The sequence below is a fragment of the Microvirga sp. 2YAF29 genome, assembly GCF_052114605.1.
Lineage (GTDB): Bacteria > Pseudomonadota > Alphaproteobacteria > Rhizobiales > Beijerinckiaceae > Microvirga.
Map to the genome: position 1 here is coordinate 1 of NZ_JBFRFB010000024.1, position 22,324 is coordinate 22,324.

Genomic DNA, 22,324 nt, shown 5'->3' on the forward strand with positions numbered 1-22,324 from the left:
AATCGTTCTGCAGCGCTTCCGCGGCGACCTGACGATCCTGGACGCCCGCTCGGGCGGCGGCGGCGGCTCGTCGGAATACGGCGAGGAGGAAGGCGGCGGCCAGATCAGCCGCGGTGGCGATTTCGGACGCTCATCCCCCATGGAGCGCAGGCCCGAGCCTGTCGGCGAAGGGTCTCGCCGCAGTAATTTCGACGACGACATTCCGTTCTAAAGCGCAACGTTCATCTGAGTTTGAAATCCGGGCCAACCAGCCCGGATTTTTCATGATCGCCTCCGATCAGCGCACGTTCGCCGGGTTCTTGAGAGACATCTCGCGCGAGCGCTGCGCACGCTCGATCTCGCGCAGCTTGCGGGCTCTTTCCTGCAGCTCATCGCGGCTTGGCATCCACCAACCACGGATTTCTCTCAGAAGCATATCGTCAGGTTCACGACGAGGCTTCGTGCGGTAGACTTCCTGCAGACTTGGCATGCGCCATCGTGCCCACACATAGCGGCCCGGGTGGCCGGCGGCATGCGGATAAAGGTCGGCTTCGGCGGCCTCATGAATGGGCACAGGATCGATATCCTCGAAAACCACCACGCCCCAGGCAATGGTAGCAAGGGGCATATCCAGTGGAGGCAGGTCATCGCCCGGAACAGGAAAGCGCCTGCGCCGCCTTTCCGCCTGGACCAGATCCGGAGGCTCAGGCCCCAGGAGCCTCCTCTCCTCGCGCCGTTTTTTACGTTCTTCCGGCTCGTTGCGCCGTGCGGCCTCTTCAATGGTTGGCCAGAGCTGCCGCAACTGCTCGTATGAGCGAAACGGAACATGCCAAATTCTTTGATCGGGATTCCATCGCGCCCAAGGGATAGACCGCAACGCATCGACGATGGTTTGCGAATAGGGCGTGCGCACTCTCAGGTCGTCCTCAACCGCCAGATAGGCGCTTTCCAGAGGCTCGAAGAGATACGCATCGCGGCCCTTTGCATCGGCATGCCTGTCGAGCGTTTCGAGTTCCTGCGCCATCCACGTATTGAGACGTTTCTCCGCCGTCGTTCCCGGCACGAACCACCCCTGCTCCTCGCTGCGCCACCGCGCACGTGGGAAGGCCTCGCGGAACCGGCGCACGAGCTCGCGATCATAAGGGAAGGCAGCAAAGGCCCCTGCCCTTTCACCATCAGACGGCATGATCTGGAAAGCAGACGCCGCGATATCCATCGGTGCTCCCTGTTGCCTCTGACAGAAACAACCTTCGTTGATCCGATTGGATCCGATCTACAGCGCTCTTCCGCTCAATCCCTGAACCATTGTCCTTCGAACATTGCGTCTCCGGTCTTGCCTTCGATGAGGCTCGGCAGCAGGGCTTTCCATGCTTCCAGAAGATCCCGGTAATAGCCAGGCTCAGGCCGCAGAACGGTCTGCACCCCCATGCCTCTAACCAGGCAGACCGTCAGGTTGAGAATAATCCTCGCCTGGCGGGCCGGCCTTTTATCGGCATCGCAGAACTCCACCCAGGTGGCGTCCAGCGCCTCATGGAATCGTTTGACGACAGGGATCATCCGCTCCCGCAGCTCATCGTCGTTGCGCGCTTCGGTGATCATCTCAAGGGACAGGTAGAAGAAGCGGTCGGAAAAAAGCGACCAGAGGAAGTCGACGAAGGCATCGAGTTCCACCTCCCCGCTGCGCATCTCCTGAGCGACTTTGCGGATCTCCGTTGTGCCGTCGTCCAGGAGCGCCTCCATCGCGGCCAGAATGATGTCGGCCCGCGTCGGGAAATGATGGAGGAGAGCCCCACGCGAGACCTTGGCCCGCTCGGCAATCTCCTGCGTCGTCGCCGCATGATACCCGACGTCGTAGATGACCTCGAGGGTCGCGTTGATGAGACGCTGGCGCGTGACGAGGCTTCTTGCCTGCTGCTGCCGGACAGATCGAAGCATTGTTGCGTCCCTTCTGGAGCCAAGCCCGATGATGCGATGCACAACAATTAATCAACTCGCCTAATAAAAACAATCTTGCTTGTTTTTTTATGCCATTTACGTTGCGTCATCACGCGCCAATGAAGGCGGCAGAAAAGGAGCGAGATATGGCGGATGACTACAAGAACAGAAGCTACGGCGAGATTCCGGTCGGGTTCGGAAAGAAGCCCGGCATCGTGGTCGTCGATTTCCAAACAGGATTCACCGACCCGCAATATCCGCTCGGCGGCGCGCCTCTCGTCATGAGAGCTGTCGAGAACACGGCAAAGCTCCTGGAGGTCGCCCGGCGTTACAACGTTCCGATTGCGAATTGCAACACCGCTTACATGAACGAACGTGAGATGCCTTACTGGAAGATCACGGCAGTGCGTGAGACATTCCGCCATGACCATCCGAGCGCCGCATTCGACTCGCGCATCTACGATCCGGAATACGACCTAACGATCTGCAAGAAGGCGCCGTCCATCTTCTTCAACACCGGCGTCAGCGATTATTTCACCAAGGAGCGTGTCGACACCGTGATCGTCACGGGCTGCAACACCAGCGGCTGCATCCGCGCCACCTCCATCGACAGCTTCAGCTATCGCTACCGCACGATCGTTCCGGAAGATTGCGTCGGCGACATCGAGGAGCAGCCGCACCGCGATAACCTTCGCGATCTTGGACGGCGCTATGTCGATGTATCCGATCTGCAGACCGTGTTGGCCTATCTGGAAGACTGGCACCGCCAGAACTCCCACTGACATCGCAGGATAGAGCGCGGCCCAATCAGGCCGCGCTCGCTTCCGTAAATCGCCATACCGCCTTCTTGATAAGAGTGAAGCTCATTCGAGCATTCGTTGGCAAAAACAGGCAGAGAATACGATCCAACTTCCGATACGAGAACGAGCAACAACCCAAGAACGAGTCGAACCAGGCATCTGATACGAAAAAGAGGGAAGACAGATGAAGAAGACACGTCGCGAATTTCTAGGCACCATTGGTGCCACAGGCATCCTGCTTGCAGCGCCGTCGATCCTGCGTGCGCAGGGACAGGAATCGTTCCGCATCGGAGCGATCCTCCCGCTGACCGGATCGGGATCGACCTTCGGGCCAGGGATGCTGAAATCGATGCAGGCCGCGCTTGAAGTCGTCAATGCGGCGGGAGGCGCCGCAGGACGAAAGCTCGAGCTGATCTCCGAAGATGATCAAACGCAGCCGCAGTCTGGCGTGCTGGCCGCCAAGAAGCTCATCGACGCCAACCGCGTCCAGGCCATCATCGGCACCTGGGCGTCCAGCGTCTCACTGGCGGTTGCGCCGCTCACCAATGACGCGAACATTCTTCTGATGCACACCTCGGGTGCGCCGGCCCTCTCGATTGCCCCGGCCAATGCGAAGGGCCTCGCTTATCGCTTCGAGGCTACGAATGATCGCTATGGTCGCGCCTTTGCCGAGGTCTGTGCCCGCGAAGGCTTCAAGCGCCCTGCCACCATGGCATTCAACAACGCATCGGGTATCGGCAACGTCGAGGGCTTCCGCAAGGCCTGGGAGGCCAAGGGCAACAAGATCTTGGCCAGCGTCGTCTATGAGCCTAATCAGGCCAGCTACCGTTCCGAATTGCAGAAGGTGCTTGCGGCCGATCCGGATGTGATCGTCATGGGCTCGTATCTGGCGGACACGACGATTATCCTGCGCGAATGGTATCAGAGCGGCCAACCCGTGAAATTCGTGATGCCAGGCTTCGCAGCCAATCCCGACCTCGCCAAAGCACTCGGCCCGGATGTCGTCGAAGGCATTATCGGCGTCAACAGCATTCCGAATGAAACCGGAATCGCCTATGCCACATTCGACGAAGCCTACAAGAAGGCAACTGGTCAGCCCGGATCGACGAACCCCTATGCCGCGATGACATGGGACATGATTCACACATTGGCTTTGGCCATTGAAGCTGCGCAATCGGCCGATACCGCAGCCATCAACGCCAAGATCCGTGAGATCGCGAATCCGGAAGGGAAGAAGGTTTTCACCTACGCCGAGGCGAAGGCTGCCCTCAAGAACGGACAGATCGATTTCGACGGCGCCTCATCCATTCTCGATTTCGACCAATATGGAGATGCCTCTCCCGATTTCGGCGCGAACACCTTCACAAACGGCCAGCTTTCGCGAAAGTACGTCGTCCGAATTTAGGTCATTGGCGGGGTCGCGCCTTGCGCGACCCCTTCTCTCACCGGGATAGTAATTGGTGTTCTACATACAATTGATTTTGAATGGCGTGGTCCAGGGCCTCGTGATCGGCCTGGGCGCTCTTGCAATTACGCTCGTCTTCGGTGTCGCTCGCTTTCCGAATGCGGCAACCGGGGATTATATGACCCTCGGCGCGTATGGCGCATTGGGCGGGTATTCCATCAGCGGATCGCTGATCGTAGGAGGCCTGGTGGCTATCATCGTAACAGCCGCCTGGGCCGTCGCCGTTCATCTGCTGATCTTCCGTCGGTTGACCGGGCGTCCCGTGGTTGCCTTGATGATCGTCTCCATCGGCATCGGCTTTCTTCTGCGTGCCCTGCTCGGCCTGAGCTTCGGGCACAGCCAACACGTCATTCAGCTTCCCCTCACCCGGCCTTACCTGATCGGTGGATTGCGGATCAGCCCGTTGGATCTTCAACTGGCGGCGGTCGCAGGGGTGATGCTCGCGATCATCTTCGGCACCCTTCACCTCACATCCATCGGCAGGAAGATGCGCGCCGTATCGGACAATCGCGATCTTGCCCGCGTGTCCGGCATTCGCCCTGAGCCTGTCATGATCGCATTGTGGGTCCTCGCCGGCGCGACAGCGGCCATCGCGGGAATGGTGCTCGGCATCAAGACCGTCGTCACGCCCGAAATCGGATGGGATATGCTGCTTCCGGTCTTCGCGGCTGCGATCTTTGGCGGCATCGGCTCACCTATCGGCGCCGTTCTGGCCGGTCTCCTGATCGGCGTCGCGCAGGAACTCTCGACTCCCTTCGTCGGGTTCACCTATAAGATTGCCTTGTCCTTCATCGTGATGCTGGTCGTGTTGCTGGTGCGCCCGCAGGGCCTGTTCGGCAAGGTTGAGGGAGCGCGCTGACATGGAAGCCTATTTCATCGCCATCGCAACAATCGGCCTCATCTACGCCTTGTTGAGCCTCGGACTGACGTTGCAATACGGGCTGACGGGACTCATCAATTTCGGCCATGTCGGCTTCTTCGCCATCGGCGCTTATGTCAGCGCCCTGCTCACTCTCGCAGGCGCTCCTATTGCTGTCGGCTTTGTCGGTGCGATGGTGATTGCCGGTCTTGCGGCTCTTCCTATCGGCCTGATATCGCTTCGCCTGCGTGACGATTATTTTGCCATCGTTACGCTCGGCTTTTCCGAAGTCGTGAGAATCGTCATCATCAGCGAGCAATGGCTCACGCATGGCGTTCAGGGCATTCCCGGCATCCCGCGCCTCTATTCCGGAATGAGAATCGGGATCGGCGCGCAGCTTGCCGTCATGGCCACGGTCCTGATTGCAACAATCATTGCCGCGCGGATCATCCATCGCATCGCGCGCTCTCCGTTCGGGCGCACCATCGAAGCCATCCGCGACAACGAGGAGGCGGTCAAGGCCCTCGGCAAGGATCCCGCGCGCTACAAAATCCAAGTCCTCGTGGTGGGAGCAGCCTTTGCCGGTCTCGCAGGTGCGTTCTACGCCCATTACGTGACTTACATCGCGCCGGATCAGTTCATCCCGCTGGTGACCTTCTATGTCTGGATGGCGATCATCATGGGCGGCGTCGGCCGTGTATCCGGTGCGATCATTGGCGCATTGATCCTTATGACCTTCCTGGAAGGATCTCGCTTCCTTCCCGATCTGATCCCGGGCGTCGCGCAATCGGAGATGGGCTCCGTCCGTATCGGCATCGTGGGTCTCGCGCTCATTCTCTTCACTCTGTTCAAGCCTCAAGGGATCATGGGAGATTTTACGAAGCGATGAGTCTCGAAATCGATCACATCGGCAGAAGCTTCGGCGGCTTCCAGGCTCTGAGCGGCGTATCCCTGACGGCTGAAACCGACGGGCTGCTCGGCATCATCGGCCCAAACGGAGCTGGAAAGTCGACGCTCTTTTCCGTGATATCCGGCTTCATCGCCCCCGATGAAGGCAAGGTCCGCTTCGAGGGGCGCGACATTACCAACATGCGCCCCGAGACCCGCGCGAATGCCGGGATGGTGCGAACCTTCCAGGTGCCACGGGAATTCTCTCACCTGTCCGTACGCGAAAATCTCACGGCCGCAGCTCCCAACCAGACCGGTGAGGGATTGCTTGGGCTCTTCTTCCGGCCCGGCAAGGTTCGCGAGGAGGAGGCGAAGCTCGCCGAGAAAGTCAGCGAGATTCTCACCTTCCTAAAGCTGGATCATGTCGCCGACCATCCCTCCGGCAAGCTCTCCGGCGGTCAGAAGAAGCTTCTGGAACTGGGGCGAACGCTGATGGTTCAACCGAAGATGATCCTGCTCGATGAGCCCTTCGCGGGCGTCAATCCCGTGCTGATCGAGACAATCATGGAACGCATCAGCGACCTGCACCAACGCGGCATCGGCTTCGTGATCATCGAGCATGATCTTCACGCCTTGACTCGTCTCGTGAAACGCATGGCCGTGATGGTGCAGGGTACGGTCATCGCGGATGGAAATCCCAATGAGGTGCTCGACTTGCCACATGTTCGGGAAGCCTATCTTGGAGGTTCCGTATGAGCCTGCTTCAAATCGACAACGTGATGGGTGGCTATACGGAGATCAACATCCTGAACGGCGTCTCGATCACGCTGAACAAAGGCGAGATCCTTACCATTGCAGGAACCAATGGGGCGGGAAAATCGACTCTCGCCAAGGCCATCGTAGGCCTTCTGCCTCGTGTCGCAGGGAACATCACGCTGGCCGGAAGAGATATCACATCAGTCTCCGCCGAGGAGCGCGTGGCAAGAGGACTTGGCTACGTCCCGCAGGTGGCCAACGTCTTCTCCTCCCTCACGATCCTCGAGAACCTGCAGGTGGTCGAGGGGGTCAAGGATCGTTCCGCCCGCATCCAGGAAATGTTCGAGCTGTTCCCCCTTCTTCGGGAGCGAAAGAAGGAACGGAGCGGGCGATTGTCCGGTGGCGAACGCCAGCAATTGGCTTTCGCGCGTGCGCTGATGCCAAGCCCGCAGGTCATGGTGCTCGACGAGCCGACAGCCGCCTTGTCACCGGCGAAAGTCGCCGATGCCTTCAAGCTGATTGCTCGCCTGCCATCGCTGGGAGTGAGCGTACTGATTGTCGAGCAACGGGCTCGTCAATCCCTCGAGATTTCCGATAGGGGCTGCATCCTCGACGGCGGCCTGGTCGCTCTCGAAGGAGATGCCCGCTCCCTGCTGGAGGATCCAAAGGCAGCGGAACTCTATCTCGGTCGCGGAAGAGAGGTTTCATCAGGGAAGACATGATTCTTCCTTGGCCTTACCAGCCAAGGAAGCGAAGGAGATGCATTCGGGCAGTTCACGGTCGAGCTTGAGCGGCCTCGTAACAACCCGTTTCCCGCGAATGCTTTCAGGCGCGGATCTCCTCCTGATGGGCCCTGGCGAGTTCGGCCATGCTCGTGAACTGGAAATCGTATTTCGGCATATCACCCGGATGCATGGTCGCACCGAAGCCTTCATCCTTATGCCGGCGATAGATCCAGCAGGAGGTAAGGCCCATGCTGTTCGCGGGTTTATGGTCGTGAAACATGCTCTCCGCCGTATGGAGAATGTCGCCTTTGGTGACACCCAGGCTGCCGAGCTTATCGATCATGTATTCGAAGTTCTTCAGGCTCGGCTTATAGGAGCCGATATCCTCCGCCGTGTAGATCGCATCGAAATCCACCTGAAGGCGCTTGTTGCTGTAGCTGAACGATTCATTGTCCACGTTCGAAAGGATCACGAGCTTGTAGTGCTTCTTCAGGTACTGAAGCGCGCCGGCGGTATCCTCGAAGGCCGGCCAGTCGCCGACGGAGCGGCCGTAAGCGGCGCATTCTTCGTGCGAAGCGCTGACGCCCCATTCCTCCGCAAGACGTTTGTAAGCGATGGCCAGAAGGTCCCGATAGAGCTTCGTCGGCGTCTGAAGCTGCTGCGAGGATTCATGGCGGGCATGAGCTTCCAGGATCTGGTTGTGGGTGAGCGGGCGTGACACTTTGCTGGTGAGGGGCTTGAGTGCCTCGACCATTCCGCTTTCCCAGTCGATCAGGGTTCCGTAGCAATCGAATGTCAGGACTTTGAAATCAGTCAGGCGCATCGGGAATCCTCCTCTGTTGAACCAGCTTTATCGAATATCGGCCGCGCGCAACGTGATGCCGGTTGATACGCCGCCGCTGCACTCCCGTTGCGGATCGAACTTGCGGCGCGGCCTAAAAGTGCGCTGTCCGGCTCAATCGAGACACCCCGGGATTTTCCGGGGCATCTCATGATCATGTCGTTTTGTGATCGGTCGTCGCTCAGGCGGCCAGTTCGTCCTTCACGAACCGTCCGGCCTTCATGATCGCCGGCATATGCTTGCCCTGTCCGGTCAGGAGCGAGAGGTCCTTCAGCGGATCGCCATCGACAATGATGAGGTCCGCATAGGCACCGGGTGCGATCACACCAAGCTTGCCTTCCTGCTTCACGACCTTGGCTGCATTGATCGTGGCCGAACGGATCACCTCGATGGCCGGGAGAACGTCCCCACGCAGCGTGAACTCGTCGGACTGATGCTTGTGCATCTCGCCCAGCAGGTCGGAGCCGTAGGCCATCATGACGCCTGCATCGTGCAAGGTCTTGAGCGCGGCGAGACCCTGACCGCGCACATCCTCGATCTTGGCGACGGATTCCGGCGGCAATCCGAAGGATGCACCCTCCTTGGCGAGATAATGGAAGGTCACGTTGGTGGGCACCACATAAGCGCCTTTCTCCTTCGCGAGCTTCGCGGTCTCTGGAGTGATCAGATTGCCGTGCTCAATCGACTCAACGCCCAGTTCCACCGCCCTGCGGATCGCCTCATCGGTATAGAGGTGGGCCGCCACATATGTCTGCGCATTGCGGGCCTCCTCGACGGCAGCGCGAATCTCATCGGACGACAGGCCGAGGAACGCGATCGGGTCCGTCGGCGACGAGACGCCGCCATTCGCCATGATCTTGATGAACTGAGCGCCTGCCTTGATCTCTTCGCGTGCGACGCGGCGAACGTCATCGACGCCGTCGACGACTCGACCGAGGGTCCCTGCCCTGTCGGCATAATAATCGACGTTGCGGGAATGGTAGCGGCCACGATAATCCGTATGTCCGCCGGTCTGCGAAAGAGCCTTGCCGCAGATGACGAGGCGCGGGGCCTCGATCAGTCCTTCCTCGATCGCCATGACGAGGCCGTGATCGGCGCCGCCCAGATCGCGCACAGTGGTGAAACCGCGCATCAGCATGTCGCGCATGATCTTGGCCGAGCGGAGCGCGACCAGGGTATTCGGCAGCTCCGCATTCGCACCGAGATTGGCGATGCTGGCGATCACGTGAACGTGGCAATCGATCAGGCCAGGCATCAGCGCCTTGCCTGCGAGATCGATGACCCGCGCGGAGGATGCGGTGATCGGGCCGTCTGACACTTCACGGATCTCGCCGTTCTCCACGAGAACATTGTGATTGGGGAGAGCTTCGTCTCTCTGCCCATCGAGGATGTTGGCGTTCTTGAACAGAATGGTGGACAACTCGTGTCTCCTAAGGAGTGTGTTTTACTTCCGGGCTTTCGTGAGGGCGGAGATCAGCAGCGGCGTGAAGGAACGCACGAGCGCAACCTGCTCTTCGCTGGTATAGGCCCCTTCCTTATCCAGAACATTGAGCGTTCCGAGGATCTCTCCGCCTTCCTGCACGGACACGTTGATGACGCAGCCGAGGCCCAGGCTCTCGATCAATTCGTGATCGGGGAACGCCCAACGGATGGCCTCCTTGTCGCGTCCAAGAAAGGTCTGCTTACGCGTAAGAACAAGATCGCCCCAAGGGGTCGGACCCATGCGCTTGCGGCCCTGCACCGGATAGGCATCAGGCTGCGACGAGTAGACCCGCTCCACCTCTTCGCCGCCTTCGCAACGCACAAGGATGGTGAAAAGGCCATGGCCGATCAGGCCTTTGACGGCCTTGTCGACGGCCTGGTAAGCCGCTTCCGGCGAGGCGTCCTGTGCAATTGCATCGGTGACGGTAAGGTAGGCTTTGACAACTTCGTTGGTCATAGGGCTGGCGCTTTCTGTGAGCGTTCAGGAAGGATGCCGTCCGGGCGCAGTGTCAGGATGATGACAAGGCCGAGACCGACGGCGATTTCTCGAAGAGCAGCGGCTTGCAGGGCCGTGACGCCAGGAGCGAGCTCGGCCATGAAGCGCGTTGCTTCAAGAAAGGCGATGAGAAGGTAAGCTCCGAGGACCGCGCCGGCGGGACGAGCATTTCCGCCCGCGGTCACCGCGAGGAAGATGTAGATCGTCACGAGCGGCTGGAACTGGTCGGGCGCGACGTAACTCGTGTAGTGTCCGTAGAGAGCACCGGCGAGACCCGCTATGGCAGCGGCGAGCGCAAAGGCTTGGGCCTTGAAGCGCACGACGCTCTTTCCTGCCACGGAGGCCACAGTCTGATCCTCGCGAATGGCCCGCATGGCACGCCCCCACGGTGAGGAGAGCAACCTGCGCTGAAGCAGGTAGACCGCAGCGACTGCAGCGAGTGTGATGAGCAGCGTTCCCAGATGGAACCAGATGCCGGTATCGCGGGCGATCATGACCGGAACGCCGGAGATGCCGTCCGTACCTCCGGTCAGCCACACTTCATTGGAAGCGACGATCCTGACGATCTCGGCAAAGCCGAGAGTCACGATGGCGAGATAATCGTCTCGCAGACGAAGCGTCGAGAAGCAGACGAGCAAGCCCGCAACGCCGCCTGCCAGAACGGCCGCGAAGACGCCCAAAATGATCGGCGCATGCCCCCATGTGGTGAGCATGGATGAGGCATAGGCGCCAACAGCGAAGAAACCGGCGAGCCCGAGATTGACGAGGCCCGCCGTTCCCCAGGACAACATGAGGCTTTGCGCAAGAAGCGCATAAACGGAGCCGACAACGAGCGTGAAGAGAATATAGGTTAACATGTCGTCATCTCGCCTTGCTACCGAGGAGACCTGAAGGCCGGATCACCAACACCACCAGGATGACGATGAAGCCGACCGCGAGACGATAGGCTGGAGCCAGCGCCAACACTGTGAACTCCTCCACGATGCCGATGGTAAAGGCACCGACCACCGCGCCGGGAATGCTCCCGAGCCCGCCAAGAACCGCGGCGGCGAACACGGACAGGAGCACGCGTCCGCCGAGCAGAGGATCGATGGATGTATCGAGCCCGATCAGCGTGCCGCCAATGCCGCACAGACCGCTGCCGATGGCAACAGTGATAAGTGCGATCCAGCGCGGGCTGATGCCCTTGAGGCGTGCCAAATCCGGGTTGTCGGCGACGGCACGCATGGAGCGTCCGAGCGTCGAGAAGGACAGGAACGCCCAGATGGCCAACATGATCACCAAGGCAAAAATGAAATTGGTGATCTGCTGAGGACCGATCCGGATCGGTCCGACGACGAAGTCGCGGGCCAGCGGGAGATCGAACGCCCGCAGATCGTTGCCGAAGGCGAAGCGCACGATGTTTTCAATGACCATCGCCATAGCGAGCGATCCGATGGCCTTCATAAGCGCGCCGCCCCGTCCGAGACGGTCCAGTGCGACGTATTCGAGCAATGCCCCGAAGATTGCCGCACTCACGAACGCGACGGCGGCCGCCACCACGATCGGGAGCCCGAAATTGACGTTCGCGATCCAGGCGAAGTAGGCGCCGGCTGTCGCCAGCGCACCAATCGCAAAATTCGGGAACCGCAACACCGCGAAAATGGCGCTGAAGCCGATCGCCGGAATCGCCAGAAGCGCTCCGGCGATCACGCCATTGACAAGGGCTTGAAGAACCGCGTCGAACATCAGGCGATCTTCAGCAGGGTGATCTTGCCACCCTTGACCTGCTCATACCGGAACTTGGCGTCCGTGATGTCGCCGATATCCGTGAAGTCGCAGGGGCCGGAAGCGCCGTCGTAATCGACCTTCTTTCCTTCAGCGATGAGCTTCAGGCCATCGACTGCATTCTCGACGCGCTCACCGCCACCCTGAGAGACCTTGCGGATGTTGTCCTTGATCACCGTGCCGGTATCGCCCTTGCCGACGGCCAGTGCCATCGCGATCAGGTTGAGGTGGTCATAGACCTGGCAGCTATACGTATCGGGCGTGTCGATACCGAGTAGCTGGGCAACATGCTTGTAGGCACCGCTGCCTTCCGCCGGAGACGGGGCCAAGGTGTAGATGCCCTCGCTCACATCGCCCTGCAACGCGTCCACGAGCTGCTTGTTCACGGCATAGGCAAAGCCATACAATTGGCCGCTGAAGCTGGCGCGATAAAGATCGCGCACGAGCACGGCCGTGTCGTTCGTGTAACCACCCATGACGATGGCATCGGGCTTGCTGCGCAGAACCTGATCCACTTCGGTGCGCAGAGTGGTTTTCTTGTCGTCGTAAATCAGCGAGCTGGTCTTGCCGCCGGCAGCCGTCACGACCTTTGTCAGAGAGGCGTACTGAGATTCAGTGAATGGCGTCTGTGGCGATACGAAAGCCACGTTCTTGGCATTGTTGCTGAGAGCGAACTCGCCGAACTTGATGCCCTGTAGAGTGGTGGTCGGTTGCGTGCGGATCAGGAAGCCCTGGTGGGGAAGCTGCGTGATGGACTCTGCTCCCGAGACAGTCGAGAGGAAGACGCCTGACTGGGAGCACACAGGCGCGACTGCTGTCGTCACCGAAGAAGCCCATGTGCCGATAATGGCGGCGACTTTATCGATGTCGATGAGCTTGCGGGCTGCGCGCAGGCCTGCCTCAGGGCTGGTCTGGTCATCTTCCGAGATGATGAGCAGTTCGCGGCCATTAATGCCGCCAGCCTTGTTGATTTCCTCAGCGGCCTTCTTCACGGCATTCGCCATAACGGGACCATAGGAGCCGCCCGAGCCCGTCAGCGGTGTAAGGGTTCCGAGCCTGATTGGTCCGGTCTGGGCCCGCAGGACGGCCGGCATTGCCATCGTGCCTGCAACGACCAGGCTTGCGCCAAGAATATGTCTGCGCGTGATGTCGGTCATTGATCTTCCTCTTTAGTGACGCTGGAGACCGGATTGCATGTCCACCCCGGTCGGTTTGGTGGCGCGCCCGCCCAGGAAAAGCCGGCGAATATCAGGATTGTTGGCAACGGCATGGGCCGGCCCATCAAGATGGTTGCATCCGTCGACGAGCACATAGGCACGGTCGGATACCTCGAGAGATTCCAAGGCGTTCTGCTCGACCATCAAGATCGCGATGCCCTCGTTGGCGATGCGGCGGATGTACTCGAATAGCTCGTGAGCTGCTTTCGGGCTGAGGCCGGCGGTGGGCTCATCGAGCAGGAGCACCCGAGGCTTGCCCATGAGAGCCATGGCCATGGCCAGGATCTGACGCTGCCCACCCGACAAGCTCTTTGCCGAGATGCGGCGTTTGTCGAACAGCATCGGGAAGCGGGCATAAGCTTCTTCCATCCGGCTCTTCGCCGCGCCGCGCTCGAACAGGCAGCTGACTTCGAGGTTTTCCGCAATCGACAATGTTCCGAAGACATTGCGCTCCTGCGGAACGAAGCCGAGACCTGCTTTCGCAATCGCCTGAGGCGATTGCCGGGTGATGTCCTCTCCCCCGATCAGGACCTTGCCCTGCGAAGGAGTGAGCAAGCCCGAAATCAGCTTGAGCGCCGTCGATTTTCCTGCGCCGTTCGGGCCTATGATCGTCACGACCTCGCCCGCATCGGCACTCAGCGCGACGCCCTTGACGATGTGCTCAGCCGTCGCATAGCCGCCGACGATGTCCGTGACATCAAGCAATCTCATCTGCGGCCTCCGAGGTATGCGTCCTGAACTTCATGATTTTCCCGCACCTCGTCGAAGGTGCCTTCTGCGAGCGTCCGCCCCTGCGCCATCACGATCACGCGCTCGCAGATCCGCTCGATCAGCGCCATGTCATGCTCGATGAGAAGAACAGTCATTCCCTCCGATACGAGCGAAAGCAGATGATCGCCGATTTCTTCCGCGAGCGTGGGATTCACGCCTGCCGCCGGTTCATCGAAGAGGATCATGCGCGGCTCGGCCATGAGCGCACGCCCGATCTCAAGAAGCTTCTTCTGCCCGCCTGAGAGATCCGTCACTTTGTTGTCGATGACATGAGACAGCCGCAGACGTGAAGCAATGGACAAAGCCTTCTCGGCCAGTTCCGCCTCACGCCGGCGCGCGCTGGCTGATCCCAGCAGGGCCGTAGCAATGCTCTCGCCGGGCTGCTGCGCGCCATAGACCATGAGGTGCTCGAACACCGTCAGCTTAGGGAAACCGCGCGCGATCTGGAATGTCCGTACAAGCCCGAGACGGGTAATGAGGTGAGGCCTTAAGCGTTCGATGGATTGGCCCATGAACGTGATCTTGCCGGCATCGGGCTGATACAGACCGGATATGACGTTGAACATCGTCGTCTTCCCGGCGCCGTTAGGCCCGATCAATCCGGTGACGATGCCTGGCTGAATGCGAAACGACGCGCCATCCAGAGCCTTCAGACCGCCAAACGCAAGATGAACGCCCTCCACCGTCAGCGGGTGCGAAGCCACTCCTTGAAGCTTCGGTGCATGCGCCTCTGCGTGTGTGTGTAGGTTCATCATCCTTTCCTCACTTTGCGATTGCTTGATTTCGTCTCGACGATTTCGAGGGCCGCACCTCTTGGAATTGGCGAGTTCACTCCCTCACTCTTCGGCATGAATTCACTGCGCATCTTCTCCTTCCAGAAGCCGAGGAGAGCGTTGAAATAGTTCGGGTCCACCCTCACCGCAGATTGCGCGATCATTCCGCGGATCATGCACATCGTCGTGTTCATCAGGACAAGCGCATGATCGACCTCGACGCCGACCTGCCCGGCAAGCTCGGCCCACACGGAGTTGAGGCCCTTGTGAAATTCCTTGACGACGGGGATGATGCGCTGACGAAATTCGGCGTTGTGTCGCGCTTCGGGCAGGTACTCCATCGTGACGTAGAACAAGCGATCGTTCATCATCCGCCACAGATAATCGACGATCTCATCGGAAGTGCCACCTGATTGGCGTATGCCTTCCGCCATGGCATGGAGCTGAGCTGTGGCGTTGTTCAATTGATGCGAGACCGCCGCAGCGATGATTTCTTCTTTCGAGTTGAAGTGATGTGTCAGTGCGCCTCGTGAGACTCCCGCCGCTTCTGCGATGTCGGAGGTGGACATCCGGTAGAGACCGCGATCATGAAGCAGGTCGATGGTCGCATTGAGCAGCTTGAGCGTAGTATCGGCGGTCCGCTCCTGCTGCGTTCTTCTCTTCGTGCGGTCCATCATGTTCGCTTCCGTAAGGTAAGACGAACATCGGGATCAAAATAGAAACCGTCAATCCTGTTTGTTTGTCATCCGAGTCCAACTTTTGGACTAGATGCACCCTTTTCAGGCAGTCATTCTGGCTCTCTAGTGTCGACAATCTCAATGTCGGCACTGCGCCTTCCACCACGACCGTCATCGGCACAAGTCGGAACAAATAGAAATGTTATCTCTTTCGATTCATTCGCCGCAGATTTGAAAGCAGACCGTGTTGGGCCGTTTTCCGACATGCGTGCTTGGCCAACCTAAACAAGCTAAGAGGACCTTCCTCAAATGCTTTGAACTTCGCTTGCTGATCTGAAGCGGTCCTGCCGATGCATTGAAGCTGGGCGCGTATTCAAGGCTCCCAATAAGGCGGATCTCCGAACGCTTCGCGCAAACATTCGGCAAAGGCTCTCAATTTGGCGGAAGGCCGTCGGCCCTCTAGATGGGCGACATAGATGAACTCGGGCGCTGGCCTGACGCCGACATCGATGACCTGAAGACTGCCGCTTGTGATGTCGGAGCCGACGATAAAAGTCGGCAGAAGGGCAATGCCGATCCCGGAGAGCGCGGCGTCCCGCATCATGTCGCCGTTGTTCACGCGCAAGGCCGCCCGGCCGCGAACGATCGTCGCTCCGGCTGGGCCTGGGAACCGCCAGTCATCGACGCCCCGGTTGGTATAGAAAATTCCGCGATGGCCCTCGAGGTCGCCTGCCGAGCCTGGGGTGCCATGCCGCGCGAGGTAATCCGGCGATGCGACGAGAACCCGCCGGCTTGGCGCCAGCCGCCAAGCGACCAGGCGTGAGTCCAGGAGTGGACCATGCCGGACCACGGCATCATAACCTTCTGCGGACACGTCTACCCGCCGATCATCAAGATCGAGCGTCAGCTCGATGCCGGGATGCTTGGTGAGGAACGGATAAACCGCCGGTCCGAGATGCATTCGGCCGAATGTAACAGGTGCGGAGATGCGCAACGGGCCGACCAGAGCGCCGCTGCGCTGGGCCATTTCCGCCATCGCCTCCTCGACCTCCTGGGCGATGCGGGATGCTCTCTCACGGAAGGTGATCCCATCCTCCGTCAGGCTCAGCCTGCGTGTGCTCCGATGCACGAGCCTGACACCAAGGCTGCGTTCGAGTTCGACCAATCGGTCGCTGACTACGGACTTTGACAATCTCAGCCGGCGCGCTGCCTCGCTGATCGACCCGGCTTCCGCAATGGCGACGAAGGTCGCGATGCCATCGAGCTTCATCATCGTTCGGTCTTTCCGGCGGCCAGTTTCTCCTTTCGCAGTCTAATCCGGGAGGTGGGTCAACGCTATATCTGCCTCGAACGGAGAAGCGCTGGCGGCCATCGCGGCTCAAGCTCGCCCGTTGATCGGAGATGCCCAATGCTTAGATTCGTCATCGGTGCCCTTGGCGCTGCGGCCATCGCACTGCCCGCCACTGCGCAGGTTTCGTTCCCAGCGGAGGTCCGGACGCAGGAGATTACAACCAACGGCGCCACGATCCATGTTCGCGTCGGCGGTACGGGCCCGGCAGTCATCCTGCTGCACGGCTACGGCGAGACTGGCGACATGTGGGCTCCCTTGGCCCAGGACCTTGTTCGTGATCATACGGTCGTGGTTCCGGATCTTCGCGGACTGGGGCTGTCCTCCAAGCCGGAAGCAGGGTTCGATAAGAAAACCCAAGCCGGCGACGTGGCAGGTGTTCTCGACGCACTCAAGATCGATCGCGCCGATCTGGTCACTCACGACATCGGCAACATGGTCGGCTACGCCTTCGCCGTCCAGCACCCGGAACGGGTAAGGCGATTTGTTCTGATCGATGCTCCGGTGCCGGGCATCGGCCCATGGGAAGAGATCCTGAAGAATCCGCTGCTGTGGCACTTCCGGTTTGGAGGCCCAGACATGGAGCGTCTCGTCGCCGGCCGCGAGCGCATCTATCTCGATCGCTTCTGGAACGAATTCTCAGCCACACCCAGCCGCTTCACCGAGGCCGCACGGGAGCACTATGCCAAGCTCTATGCCCTGCCGGGTGCCACGCACTCGGGTTTCGCCCAGTTTGCCGCATTCGATCAGGACGCCGTCGACAACAAGGCGTTCCTTGCTGCCAAGGGCAAGCTCGAGATGCCGGTGCTGGCGATTGGGGGCGAGAAATCGTTTGGCCCGATGATGGCGACCGTGATGCGGTTTGCCGCCAGTGACGTGACCGAAGGGACCATTCCTGATTCAGGCCATTGGATCATGGAAGATAACCCAACGGCGACAAGCGCCATGGTTCGCTCCTTCCTCTCGGCCCAATGAACGGCTCCGCCTTGCTGCCATTCGGTCACACCAACGAATGACAGACAACCTGACGGACGTTCCGAGAATGCAATGCAGGGAATCTCGGTTCCTGGCCCTGGCCGAACCTTTGATGTCAGCCACTGAGGTCATGTTCATCAGTGCTCCGGGTGCTGGCACTTCTCATGGTCCGCCAGCACCTCGATGATCCGGCACTCGGAGACCCTACGGTGATCGCACGCGACCATGGCCTCGAGCTCGTCGCGAAGGGCGGTGAGCCGAGCGATCTTGTCTTTTACTTCTTCGAGATGGGCTTTGGTGATCTCATGGACTTCGCCGCAGGCGCGGTCGGGCGTGCCCGTGAGACCGAGAAGCTGCCGGATGGCATCGACCTCGAATCCGAGTTCACGTGCATGGCGGATGAAGTTGAGCCTGCGGATATCGTCCGAAGCGTACCGCCGCTGCTGCCCTTCCGTCCGGATCGGCGGGGCCAATAGGCCGATCTGCTCGTAATAGCGGATGGTCGGGATTTTCACCTGGGTCTGTCGCGAGAGCTCGCCGATCGTCAGAGACATCGAATAAACCTCTTGAACCTCTAGCCACTAGAAGATGTAGGGTCTCCTCGAATCGATGTGAAGAGGTTTTTTGCGATGTCTGAGGCGTGCAACCTGCCAGGCTCTTCCCAAGGGAAGCTCGAAGCCGAGCTTCCGAAGGGACAGCGCACCCGCTACCGGGTTTCCGGAATGGATTGCGCATCCTGTGCAGCCAAGATCGACAATGCCCTGAAGCGCGTGCCGGGCGTGGCGGAGGTCAACGTCTCGGTTCCGGCGGGCACGGTGACCGTTGTCCATGACGACACGGTCGTTCTCGATATCCTCGCCAAACACATCGGAACTCTCGGCTTCAAGGTGACGGGACAGGAGCCCGCAAGCTCTTCTGCATCTGCGCCGAAGGCCGAACATGCTCATGATCATGAGCATGGACCAGGTTGCGGCCATGATCATCATCACGACCGTGGCCACAAGCGCGATCATGGTGCCGAGGCTTCAGCCGGCCTGCATGGGCATCTGCACGATCACGGTTCGAGCGACGACGTCTGGTGGAAGAGCCAACGCGGCCTCCTGACCATCGCCTGCGGCCTCGCGCTCGTGGCCGCTTACTGCATCGGCCAGCTCGTGCCGTGGACCGGACATTGGGCTTTCGTCCTCGCGATGGCTGTCGGCCTCGTTCCCATTGCCCGCCGCGCCATCGTGGCCGCGCGGTTCGGAACGCCGTTCTCCATCGAGATGCTGATGACCATCGCTGCCGTCGGCGCCGTGATCATCGGCGCCACCGAGGAAGCCGCCATGGTGGTTTTCCTGTTCCTCGTCGGCGAGCTTCTGGAGGGTGTTGCTGCGGGACGTGCACGCGCAAGCATTCAAGGCTTGACGAAGCTCGTTCCCAAGACCGCGCTGCTCGAACGCGACGGCAGGACCGAGGAGGTCCAGGCCGAGACCCTTGCTGTCGGCTCCATCATCCTCGTGCGCCCCGGCGACCGTATTCCTGCCGATGGCGGCATCATCGACGGCGAGAGCGCCATCAATGAGGCTCCGGTGACTGGCGAGAGCACACCCAAACGCAAGGGTGTCGATGACATGGTGTTCGCAGGCACGATCAACGGCGATGGCGCGCTGCGCGTGCGTGTCACCGCCGCGGCGCAGGACAACACCATCGCGCGCATCGTGCGCCTCGTGGAGGAAGCGCAGGAGAGCAAGGCGCCGACCGAGCGCTTCATCGACCGCTTTTCACGCTACTATACCCCCGCCGTCCTCGTCGTCGGTGCGCTTGTCGCTATCGCGCCTCCGCTTCTCTTCGGAGGCGCATGGGGAGAATGGGTCTATAAGGGCCTCGCCATCCTGCTGATCGGTTGCCCATGCGCACTCGTGATCTCGACACCTGCCGCCATCGCTGCCGGTCTGTCGGCAGGCGCCCGGCGTGGCTTGCTGATGAAAGGCGGTGCGGTGCTGGAAAGCCTCGGGAAAATCACCATCGCAGCCTTCGACAAGACGGGCACGCTCACAGAGGGCAAGCCGAAAGTGACAGACGTGGTCGCCCTTGCGCGCTCCGAGCAAGAGGTGCTGTCCCTGGCCGCCGCGCTGGAGACAGGATCGAGCCATCCTCTCGCCACGGCCATTATCGCAAAGGCTGCGGAGGCCAAGGCTCCGGTTCCGCCTGCCGCGAATGCGGGCGCCCTGAATGGTAAGGGTGTCGTCGGCAGCGTCGGCGGCGTGTCGCTTTTTCTCGGCTCGCCCAAGGCGGCGGCGGAGAAGGTGGCGTTGACGCCTGAGCAGCTGGCTCGCATCACCGCGTTCAACGATGAAGGCAAAACCGTCTCGGTGCTTCTCGCAGGACATGAGATTGCCGGATTGATCGCCATGCGCGATGAGCCGCGCGACGATGCCAAGGCGGGGCTTGAAGCTCTAAAAGAGGCCGGAGTTGATGCGGTGATGGTGACGGGCGACAATCACCGCACGGCGCAAGTCATCGCTGTCGGGCTCGGCATCGAGCCGCGCGCCGAATTGCTGCCGCAGGACAAGCAGGCCATCATCCGCGACCTTCAAGCCAAGGGTCAGGTGGTCGCCAAGATAGGTGACGGCATCAACGATGCTCCGGGCCTCGCCGCCGCCGATGTTGGAATCGCCATGGGTGGCGGCGCGGACGTGGCGCTGGAAACCGCCGACGCTGCGGTGCTGCACGGACGTGTGCTCGACGTCGCCCGCATGGTGCGCCTGTCCCGCGATACCATGGCCAATATCCGCCAGAACATCACCATCGCGCTCGGCCTCAAGGCTGTGTTCCTGGTGACCACCATTCTCGGAATCACGGGCCTCTGGCCTGCGATCCTGGCCGACACGGGCGCGACGGTGTTGGTCACGGCCAACGCCATGCGTCTGCTCACAGCTGGAGGAAGAGTGTGATGATCATGCGCCGAAGGCAAAGGGCCTAATGTCTGGCCCCGCGAGAAACGGTGGCGGCCCCATGCCTTACTGGTTGGCAGTCATGGTGGGAGACGTCAGGCCGCCGAGCGATGCCCAGGTCGAACCCTGGTCGCCTTCGCGTTTGATGTAGGTGTAACCCGTCTTGTGCCATGGCAGGATGGCGTTCTTCTTGTTGTCGAGGATGAAGTCGCCACGATTGGTGCGCACCATCATGACCGCGTGCCCTGCACCTTCCTCATCGATCACGACCGTCATGCGCAGCGCGCGACGCGGGAATCCTGCTTCGACCAGGTGCTTGCGCTTGACGAGTTGGTAATCCTCGCAGTCGCCATAGCCATCCTCTGCGAAGCCCCAGACATCATCGACGCCCCAATGATCCTTGTCGGTTTTTGCCTCGATGGCGGCATTCACCTGCTGGTTGACCTGATTGAGAGTTTTCCAGTCCTTCGCCGACAGATTGATCTTGGCGGGCTCCGACGTGTCAACGGCGCATTCCGCCGGCTTCTGCTCGCAGAAGCGAACCCAGCCTATGATCGGCCTGGCGGCCCCCATCTGCGTCACGGGCGGTGTCACACGCGGCAGGATGCTTCCGGTCTGGGTCTGCGCCTGCGCTCCCATTGCGATCACTGTCAACGCCAGCGTGAATCCTACGCGCCGAAGCGTACGCTTGAGAAAAGGCCGGGTGTTTAGAGACCCGAAGAGAGGTTGCCGCATTGCCCCCACCGCTGTGCCGTTAAGGTTTTGTTCATCAAACCTGACACGGCGGATTGGGCAATCTCAAGGCAGAAGTTAAACGAGAGTTAACAGGTCGCACCCTGTTTAGTTCCGAAGTCGTGGTTGCCTATACAGGGCACTTGATGTCGCAGCGGCGCCGACACCTCTGCCCGACTCCACAGGAGCCGGAACGCCACATCGATTCATGATCCTGATGGGCATGGCGATAGCGGCGCTCTTTACGGTCGTTATCCTGATCCACGGCGTGGCCGGTCTTGTTTTCCTTGGATGTGAGCGATGAGAACGCGCGGTGTCCTCCTCATCCTTGTCGCTGGTTTGGCAGGAGCCGCTTTCGGCTTTGGAAGAGGTCCGCCTTCCAGCCGGGGCGGCAGGTCGCCACGTCCCCCTTCGATGCGGCCGCGCATCTTGCCGGGATGCGTCTGCCGGCGCCGACGCGGTTCCGACGGCGCTCAGTTCTCATCGCTCTCGTCCTGCTGACAGGAGCTGGCTCAGCAACGAGCGCTATACCGGCAGCTCGCCTGCTATCGCTGCTCCTATGTGAAAAACCCGTGCACGGGCAAGCGCGTGGCACGACCGAACCTCGCAGCGGTTTACCGCCGCAAAGTCGAAGAACTGGAGAACTTGCTCGAAGACACTGAACACAAGGATGATGCAATGGAACTGATCCGCTCGCTGATCGAGACGATCGTTCTGACGCCAAAGGAGGGCGGTCTCGATGCGGATCTGCACGGCGACCAGGCGCGGATCCTCACGCTTTGCTCAACAGGCGCTGAAGAGGCGAAGCCGCTTCGCACGGCGCGTGTTGCAGGCTTCAGACACGACGAAGCCCCCGTGCATATTTGCACGAGGGCTTTTTGTGTTTGGTTGCGGGGACAGGA

General features: G+C 60.4%; 22 protein-coding genes and 2 pseudogenes. 10 read left to right on the top strand and 14 right to left on the bottom strand.

Going from position 1 to position 22,324, the window contains the following annotated elements:
* Positions 1-211: pseudogene (locus AB4Y85_RS18695) on the top strand (single-stranded DNA-binding protein); the annotation flags it as partial.
* 66 nt (positions 212-277) lie between these two features.
* Here AB4Y85_RS18695 and AB4Y85_RS18700 read toward each other — a convergent pair.
* On the bottom strand, positions 278-1,195 hold the full coding sequence (locus tag AB4Y85_RS18700) for a hypothetical protein (RefSeq protein WP_441986418.1): 918 nt from the start codon (positions 1,193-1,195) through the stop codon (positions 278-280).
* 74 nt (positions 1,196-1,269) lie between these two features.
* Positions 1,270-1,914, bottom strand: a complete 645-nt coding sequence (locus AB4Y85_RS18705) for a TetR/AcrR family transcriptional regulator (protein ID WP_441986419.1) — start codon at positions 1,912-1,914, stop codon at positions 1,270-1,272.
* 146 nt (positions 1,915-2,060) lie between these two features.
* On the opposite strand from AB4Y85_RS18705, the gene AB4Y85_RS18710 reads away from it, so the two are divergent.
* The 6 genes from AB4Y85_RS18710 (at position 2,061) to AB4Y85_RS18735 (ending at position 7,404) form a co-directional block, all read left to right on the top strand.
* The gene (locus AB4Y85_RS18710) at positions 2,061-2,696 is read left to right on the top strand and encodes an isochorismatase family protein (RefSeq protein ID WP_441986420.1); all 636 of its coding nucleotides are present in this window, start codon (positions 2,061-2,063) and stop codon (positions 2,694-2,696) included.
* 202 nt (positions 2,697-2,898) lie between these two features.
* Positions 2,899-4,119: an ABC transporter substrate-binding protein gene (locus AB4Y85_RS18715; protein ID WP_441986421.1), complete on the top strand. Its 1,221-nt coding sequence runs from the start codon at positions 2,899-2,901 to the stop codon at positions 4,117-4,119.
* 52 nt (positions 4,120-4,171) lie between these two features.
* A complete protein-coding gene (locus AB4Y85_RS18720) occupies positions 4,172-5,038 on the top strand; it encodes a branched-chain amino acid ABC transporter permease (RefSeq protein WP_441986422.1) in 867 nt (288 codons plus the stop codon).
* A 1-nt stretch (position 5,039) separates the two neighbouring features.
* Complete coding sequence (locus AB4Y85_RS18725) at positions 5,040-5,927, top strand: branched-chain amino acid ABC transporter permease (RefSeq protein ID WP_441986423.1); 888 nt, start codon at positions 5,040-5,042, stop codon at positions 5,925-5,927.
* Complete coding sequence (locus AB4Y85_RS18730) at positions 5,924-6,682, top strand: ABC transporter ATP-binding protein (RefSeq protein ID WP_441986424.1); 759 nt, start codon at positions 5,924-5,926, stop codon at positions 6,680-6,682. The genes AB4Y85_RS18725 and AB4Y85_RS18730 overlap by 4 nt, the downstream gene beginning before the upstream one ends.
* A complete protein-coding gene (locus tag AB4Y85_RS18735) occupies positions 6,679-7,404 on the top strand; it encodes an ABC transporter ATP-binding protein (RefSeq protein ID WP_441986425.1) in 726 nt (241 codons plus the stop codon). The genes AB4Y85_RS18730 and AB4Y85_RS18735 overlap by 4 nt, the downstream gene beginning before the upstream one ends.
* Positions 7,405-7,507: 103 nt before the next feature.
* Here the strand turns inward: AB4Y85_RS18735 and AB4Y85_RS18740 are convergent, their stop codons facing one another.
* The 10 genes from AB4Y85_RS18740 to AB4Y85_RS18785 all read right to left on the bottom strand — a co-directional run bounded on the left by AB4Y85_RS18740 (position 7,508) and on the right by AB4Y85_RS18785 (position 16,704).
* Entirely contained in the window at positions 7,508-8,230 is a 723-nt protein-coding gene (locus AB4Y85_RS18740) for a haloacid dehalogenase type II (protein WP_441986426.1), read from the bottom strand.
* Positions 8,231-8,429: 199 nt separating this feature from the next.
* Positions 8,430-9,668 carry an amidohydrolase family protein gene (locus AB4Y85_RS18745; RefSeq protein ID WP_441986427.1) on the bottom strand — a complete coding sequence of 413 codons (1,239 nt, stop codon included), beginning with the start codon at positions 9,666-9,668 and terminating at the stop codon, positions 8,430-8,432.
* A 24-nt stretch (positions 9,669-9,692) separates the two neighbouring features.
* Positions 9,693-10,187, bottom strand: a complete 495-nt coding sequence (locus AB4Y85_RS18750) for a GAF domain-containing protein (protein WP_441986428.1) — start codon at positions 10,185-10,187, stop codon at positions 9,693-9,695.
* The gene (locus AB4Y85_RS18755) at positions 10,184-11,083 is read right to left on the bottom strand and encodes a branched-chain amino acid ABC transporter permease (protein WP_441986429.1); all 900 of its coding nucleotides are present in this window, start codon (positions 11,081-11,083) and stop codon (positions 10,184-10,186) included. The genes AB4Y85_RS18750 and AB4Y85_RS18755 overlap by 4 nt, the downstream gene beginning before the upstream one ends.
* A gap of 4 nt (positions 11,084-11,087) precedes the next feature.
* Positions 11,088-11,954: a branched-chain amino acid ABC transporter permease gene (locus AB4Y85_RS18760; protein ID WP_441986430.1), complete on the bottom strand. Its 867-nt coding sequence runs from the start codon at positions 11,952-11,954 to the stop codon at positions 11,088-11,090.
* The gene (locus AB4Y85_RS18765; RefSeq protein ID WP_441986431.1) at positions 11,954-13,150 is read right to left on the bottom strand and encodes an ABC transporter substrate-binding protein; all 1,197 of its coding nucleotides are present in this window, start codon (positions 13,148-13,150) and stop codon (positions 11,954-11,956) included. The genes AB4Y85_RS18760 and AB4Y85_RS18765 overlap by 1 nt, the downstream gene beginning before the upstream one ends.
* A 12-nt stretch (positions 13,151-13,162) precedes the next feature.
* On the bottom strand, positions 13,163-13,921 hold the full coding sequence (locus AB4Y85_RS18770) for an ABC transporter ATP-binding protein (protein ID WP_441986432.1): 759 nt from the start codon (positions 13,919-13,921) through the stop codon (positions 13,163-13,165).
* Positions 13,918-14,733, bottom strand: coding sequence for an ABC transporter ATP-binding protein (locus tag AB4Y85_RS18775; RefSeq protein ID WP_441986433.1), 816 nt, complete (start codon positions 14,731-14,733; stop codon positions 13,918-13,920). The genes AB4Y85_RS18770 and AB4Y85_RS18775 overlap by 4 nt, the downstream gene beginning before the upstream one ends.
* Positions 14,733-15,431: a TetR/AcrR family transcriptional regulator gene (locus AB4Y85_RS18780; protein WP_441986434.1), complete on the bottom strand. Its 699-nt coding sequence runs from the start codon at positions 15,429-15,431 to the stop codon at positions 14,733-14,735. The genes AB4Y85_RS18775 and AB4Y85_RS18780 overlap by 1 nt, the downstream gene beginning before the upstream one ends.
* A 373-nt stretch (positions 15,432-15,804) precedes the next feature.
* Positions 15,805-16,704 carry a LysR family transcriptional regulator gene (locus AB4Y85_RS18785; protein ID WP_441986435.1) on the bottom strand — a complete coding sequence of 300 codons (900 nt, stop codon included), beginning with the start codon at positions 16,702-16,704 and terminating at the stop codon, positions 15,805-15,807.
* Positions 16,705-16,839: 135 nt separating this feature from the next.
* On the opposite strand from AB4Y85_RS18785, the gene AB4Y85_RS18790 reads away from it, so the two are divergent.
* On the top strand, positions 16,840-17,754 hold the full coding sequence (locus AB4Y85_RS18790; RefSeq protein WP_441986436.1) for an alpha/beta fold hydrolase: 915 nt from the start codon (positions 16,840-16,842) through the stop codon (positions 17,752-17,754).
* A 137-nt stretch (positions 17,755-17,891) separates the two neighbouring features.
* On the opposite strand, the gene AB4Y85_RS18795 is transcribed toward AB4Y85_RS18790, so the two are convergent.
* Complete coding sequence (locus tag AB4Y85_RS18795; RefSeq protein WP_441986437.1) at positions 17,892-18,308, bottom strand: MerR family transcriptional regulator; 417 nt, start codon at positions 18,306-18,308, stop codon at positions 17,892-17,894.
* A 168-nt stretch (positions 18,309-18,476) separates the two neighbouring features.
* On the opposite strand from AB4Y85_RS18795, the gene AB4Y85_RS18800 reads away from it, so the two are divergent.
* On the top strand, positions 18,477-20,690 hold the full coding sequence (locus tag AB4Y85_RS18800) for a heavy metal translocating P-type ATPase (RefSeq protein WP_441986439.1): 2,214 nt from the start codon (positions 18,477-18,479) through the stop codon (positions 20,688-20,690).
* A 66-nt stretch (positions 20,691-20,756) separates the two neighbouring features.
* Here AB4Y85_RS18800 and AB4Y85_RS18805 read toward each other — a convergent pair whose 3' ends face one another.
* A complete protein-coding gene (locus tag AB4Y85_RS18805; protein ID WP_441986438.1) occupies positions 20,757-21,425 on the bottom strand; it encodes a transglutaminase-like cysteine peptidase in 669 nt (222 codons plus the stop codon).
* Positions 21,426-22,010: 585 nt separating this feature from the next.
* Here AB4Y85_RS18805 and AB4Y85_RS18810 point away from each other — a divergent pair.
* Positions 22,011-22,324: pseudogene (locus tag AB4Y85_RS18810) on the top strand (hypothetical protein); the annotation flags it as partial.

Coding starts and splice junctions, on each gene's coding strand:
- AB4Y85_RS18785 (WP_441986435.1), bottom strand. CDS start 16,704: ATGATGAAGCTCGATGGCATCGCGACCTTCGTCGCCATTGCGGAAGCC.
- AB4Y85_RS18725 (WP_441986423.1), top strand. CDS start 5,040: ATGGAAGCCTATTTCATCGCCATCGCAACAATCGGCCTCATCTACGCC.
- AB4Y85_RS18765 (WP_441986431.1), bottom strand. CDS start 13,150: ATGACCGACATCACGCGCAGACATATTCTTGGCGCAAGCCTGGTCGTT.
- AB4Y85_RS18750 (WP_441986428.1), bottom strand. CDS start 10,187: ATGACCAACGAAGTTGTCAAAGCCTACCTTACCGTCACCGATGCAATT.
- AB4Y85_RS18755 (WP_441986429.1), bottom strand. CDS start 11,083: ATGTTAACCTATATTCTCTTCACGCTCGTTGTCGGCTCCGTTTATGCG.
- AB4Y85_RS18730 (WP_441986424.1), top strand. CDS start 5,924: ATGAGTCTCGAAATCGATCACATCGGCAGAAGCTTCGGCGGCTTCCAG.
- AB4Y85_RS18775 (WP_441986433.1), bottom strand. CDS start 14,733: ATGAACCTACACACACACGCAGAGGCGCATGCACCGAAGCTTCAAGGA.
- AB4Y85_RS18770 (WP_441986432.1), bottom strand. CDS start 13,921: ATGAGATTGCTTGATGTCACGGACATCGTCGGCGGCTATGCGACGGCT.
- AB4Y85_RS18790 (WP_441986436.1), top strand. CDS start 16,840: ATGCTTAGATTCGTCATCGGTGCCCTTGGCGCTGCGGCCATCGCACTG.
- AB4Y85_RS18715 (WP_441986421.1), top strand. CDS start 2,899: ATGAAGAAGACACGTCGCGAATTTCTAGGCACCATTGGTGCCACAGGC.
- AB4Y85_RS18800 (WP_441986439.1), top strand. CDS start 18,477: ATGGATTGCGCATCCTGTGCAGCCAAGATCGACAATGCCCTGAAGCGC.
- AB4Y85_RS18780 (WP_441986434.1), bottom strand. CDS start 15,431: ATGATGGACCGCACGAAGAGAAGAACGCAGCAGGAGCGGACCGCCGAT.
- AB4Y85_RS18795 (WP_441986437.1), bottom strand. CDS start 18,308: ATGTCTCTGACGATCGGCGAGCTCTCGCGACAGACCCAGGTGAAAATC.
- AB4Y85_RS18700 (WP_441986418.1), bottom strand. CDS start 1,195: ATGGATATCGCGGCGTCTGCTTTCCAGATCATGCCGTCTGATGGTGAA.
- AB4Y85_RS18710 (WP_441986420.1), top strand. CDS start 2,061: ATGGCGGATGACTACAAGAACAGAAGCTACGGCGAGATTCCGGTCGGG.
- AB4Y85_RS18805 (WP_441986438.1), bottom strand. CDS start 21,425: ATGCGGCAACCTCTCTTCGGGTCTCTAAACACCCGGCCTTTTCTCAAG.
- AB4Y85_RS18735 (WP_441986425.1), top strand. CDS start 6,679: ATGAGCCTGCTTCAAATCGACAACGTGATGGGTGGCTATACGGAGATC.
- AB4Y85_RS18760 (WP_441986430.1), bottom strand. CDS start 11,954: ATGTTCGACGCGGTTCTTCAAGCCCTTGTCAATGGCGTGATCGCCGGA.
- AB4Y85_RS18705 (WP_441986419.1), bottom strand. CDS start 1,914: ATGCTTCGATCTGTCCGGCAGCAGCAGGCAAGAAGCCTCGTCACGCGC.
- AB4Y85_RS18740 (WP_441986426.1), bottom strand. CDS start 8,230: ATGCGCCTGACTGATTTCAAAGTCCTGACATTCGATTGCTACGGAACC.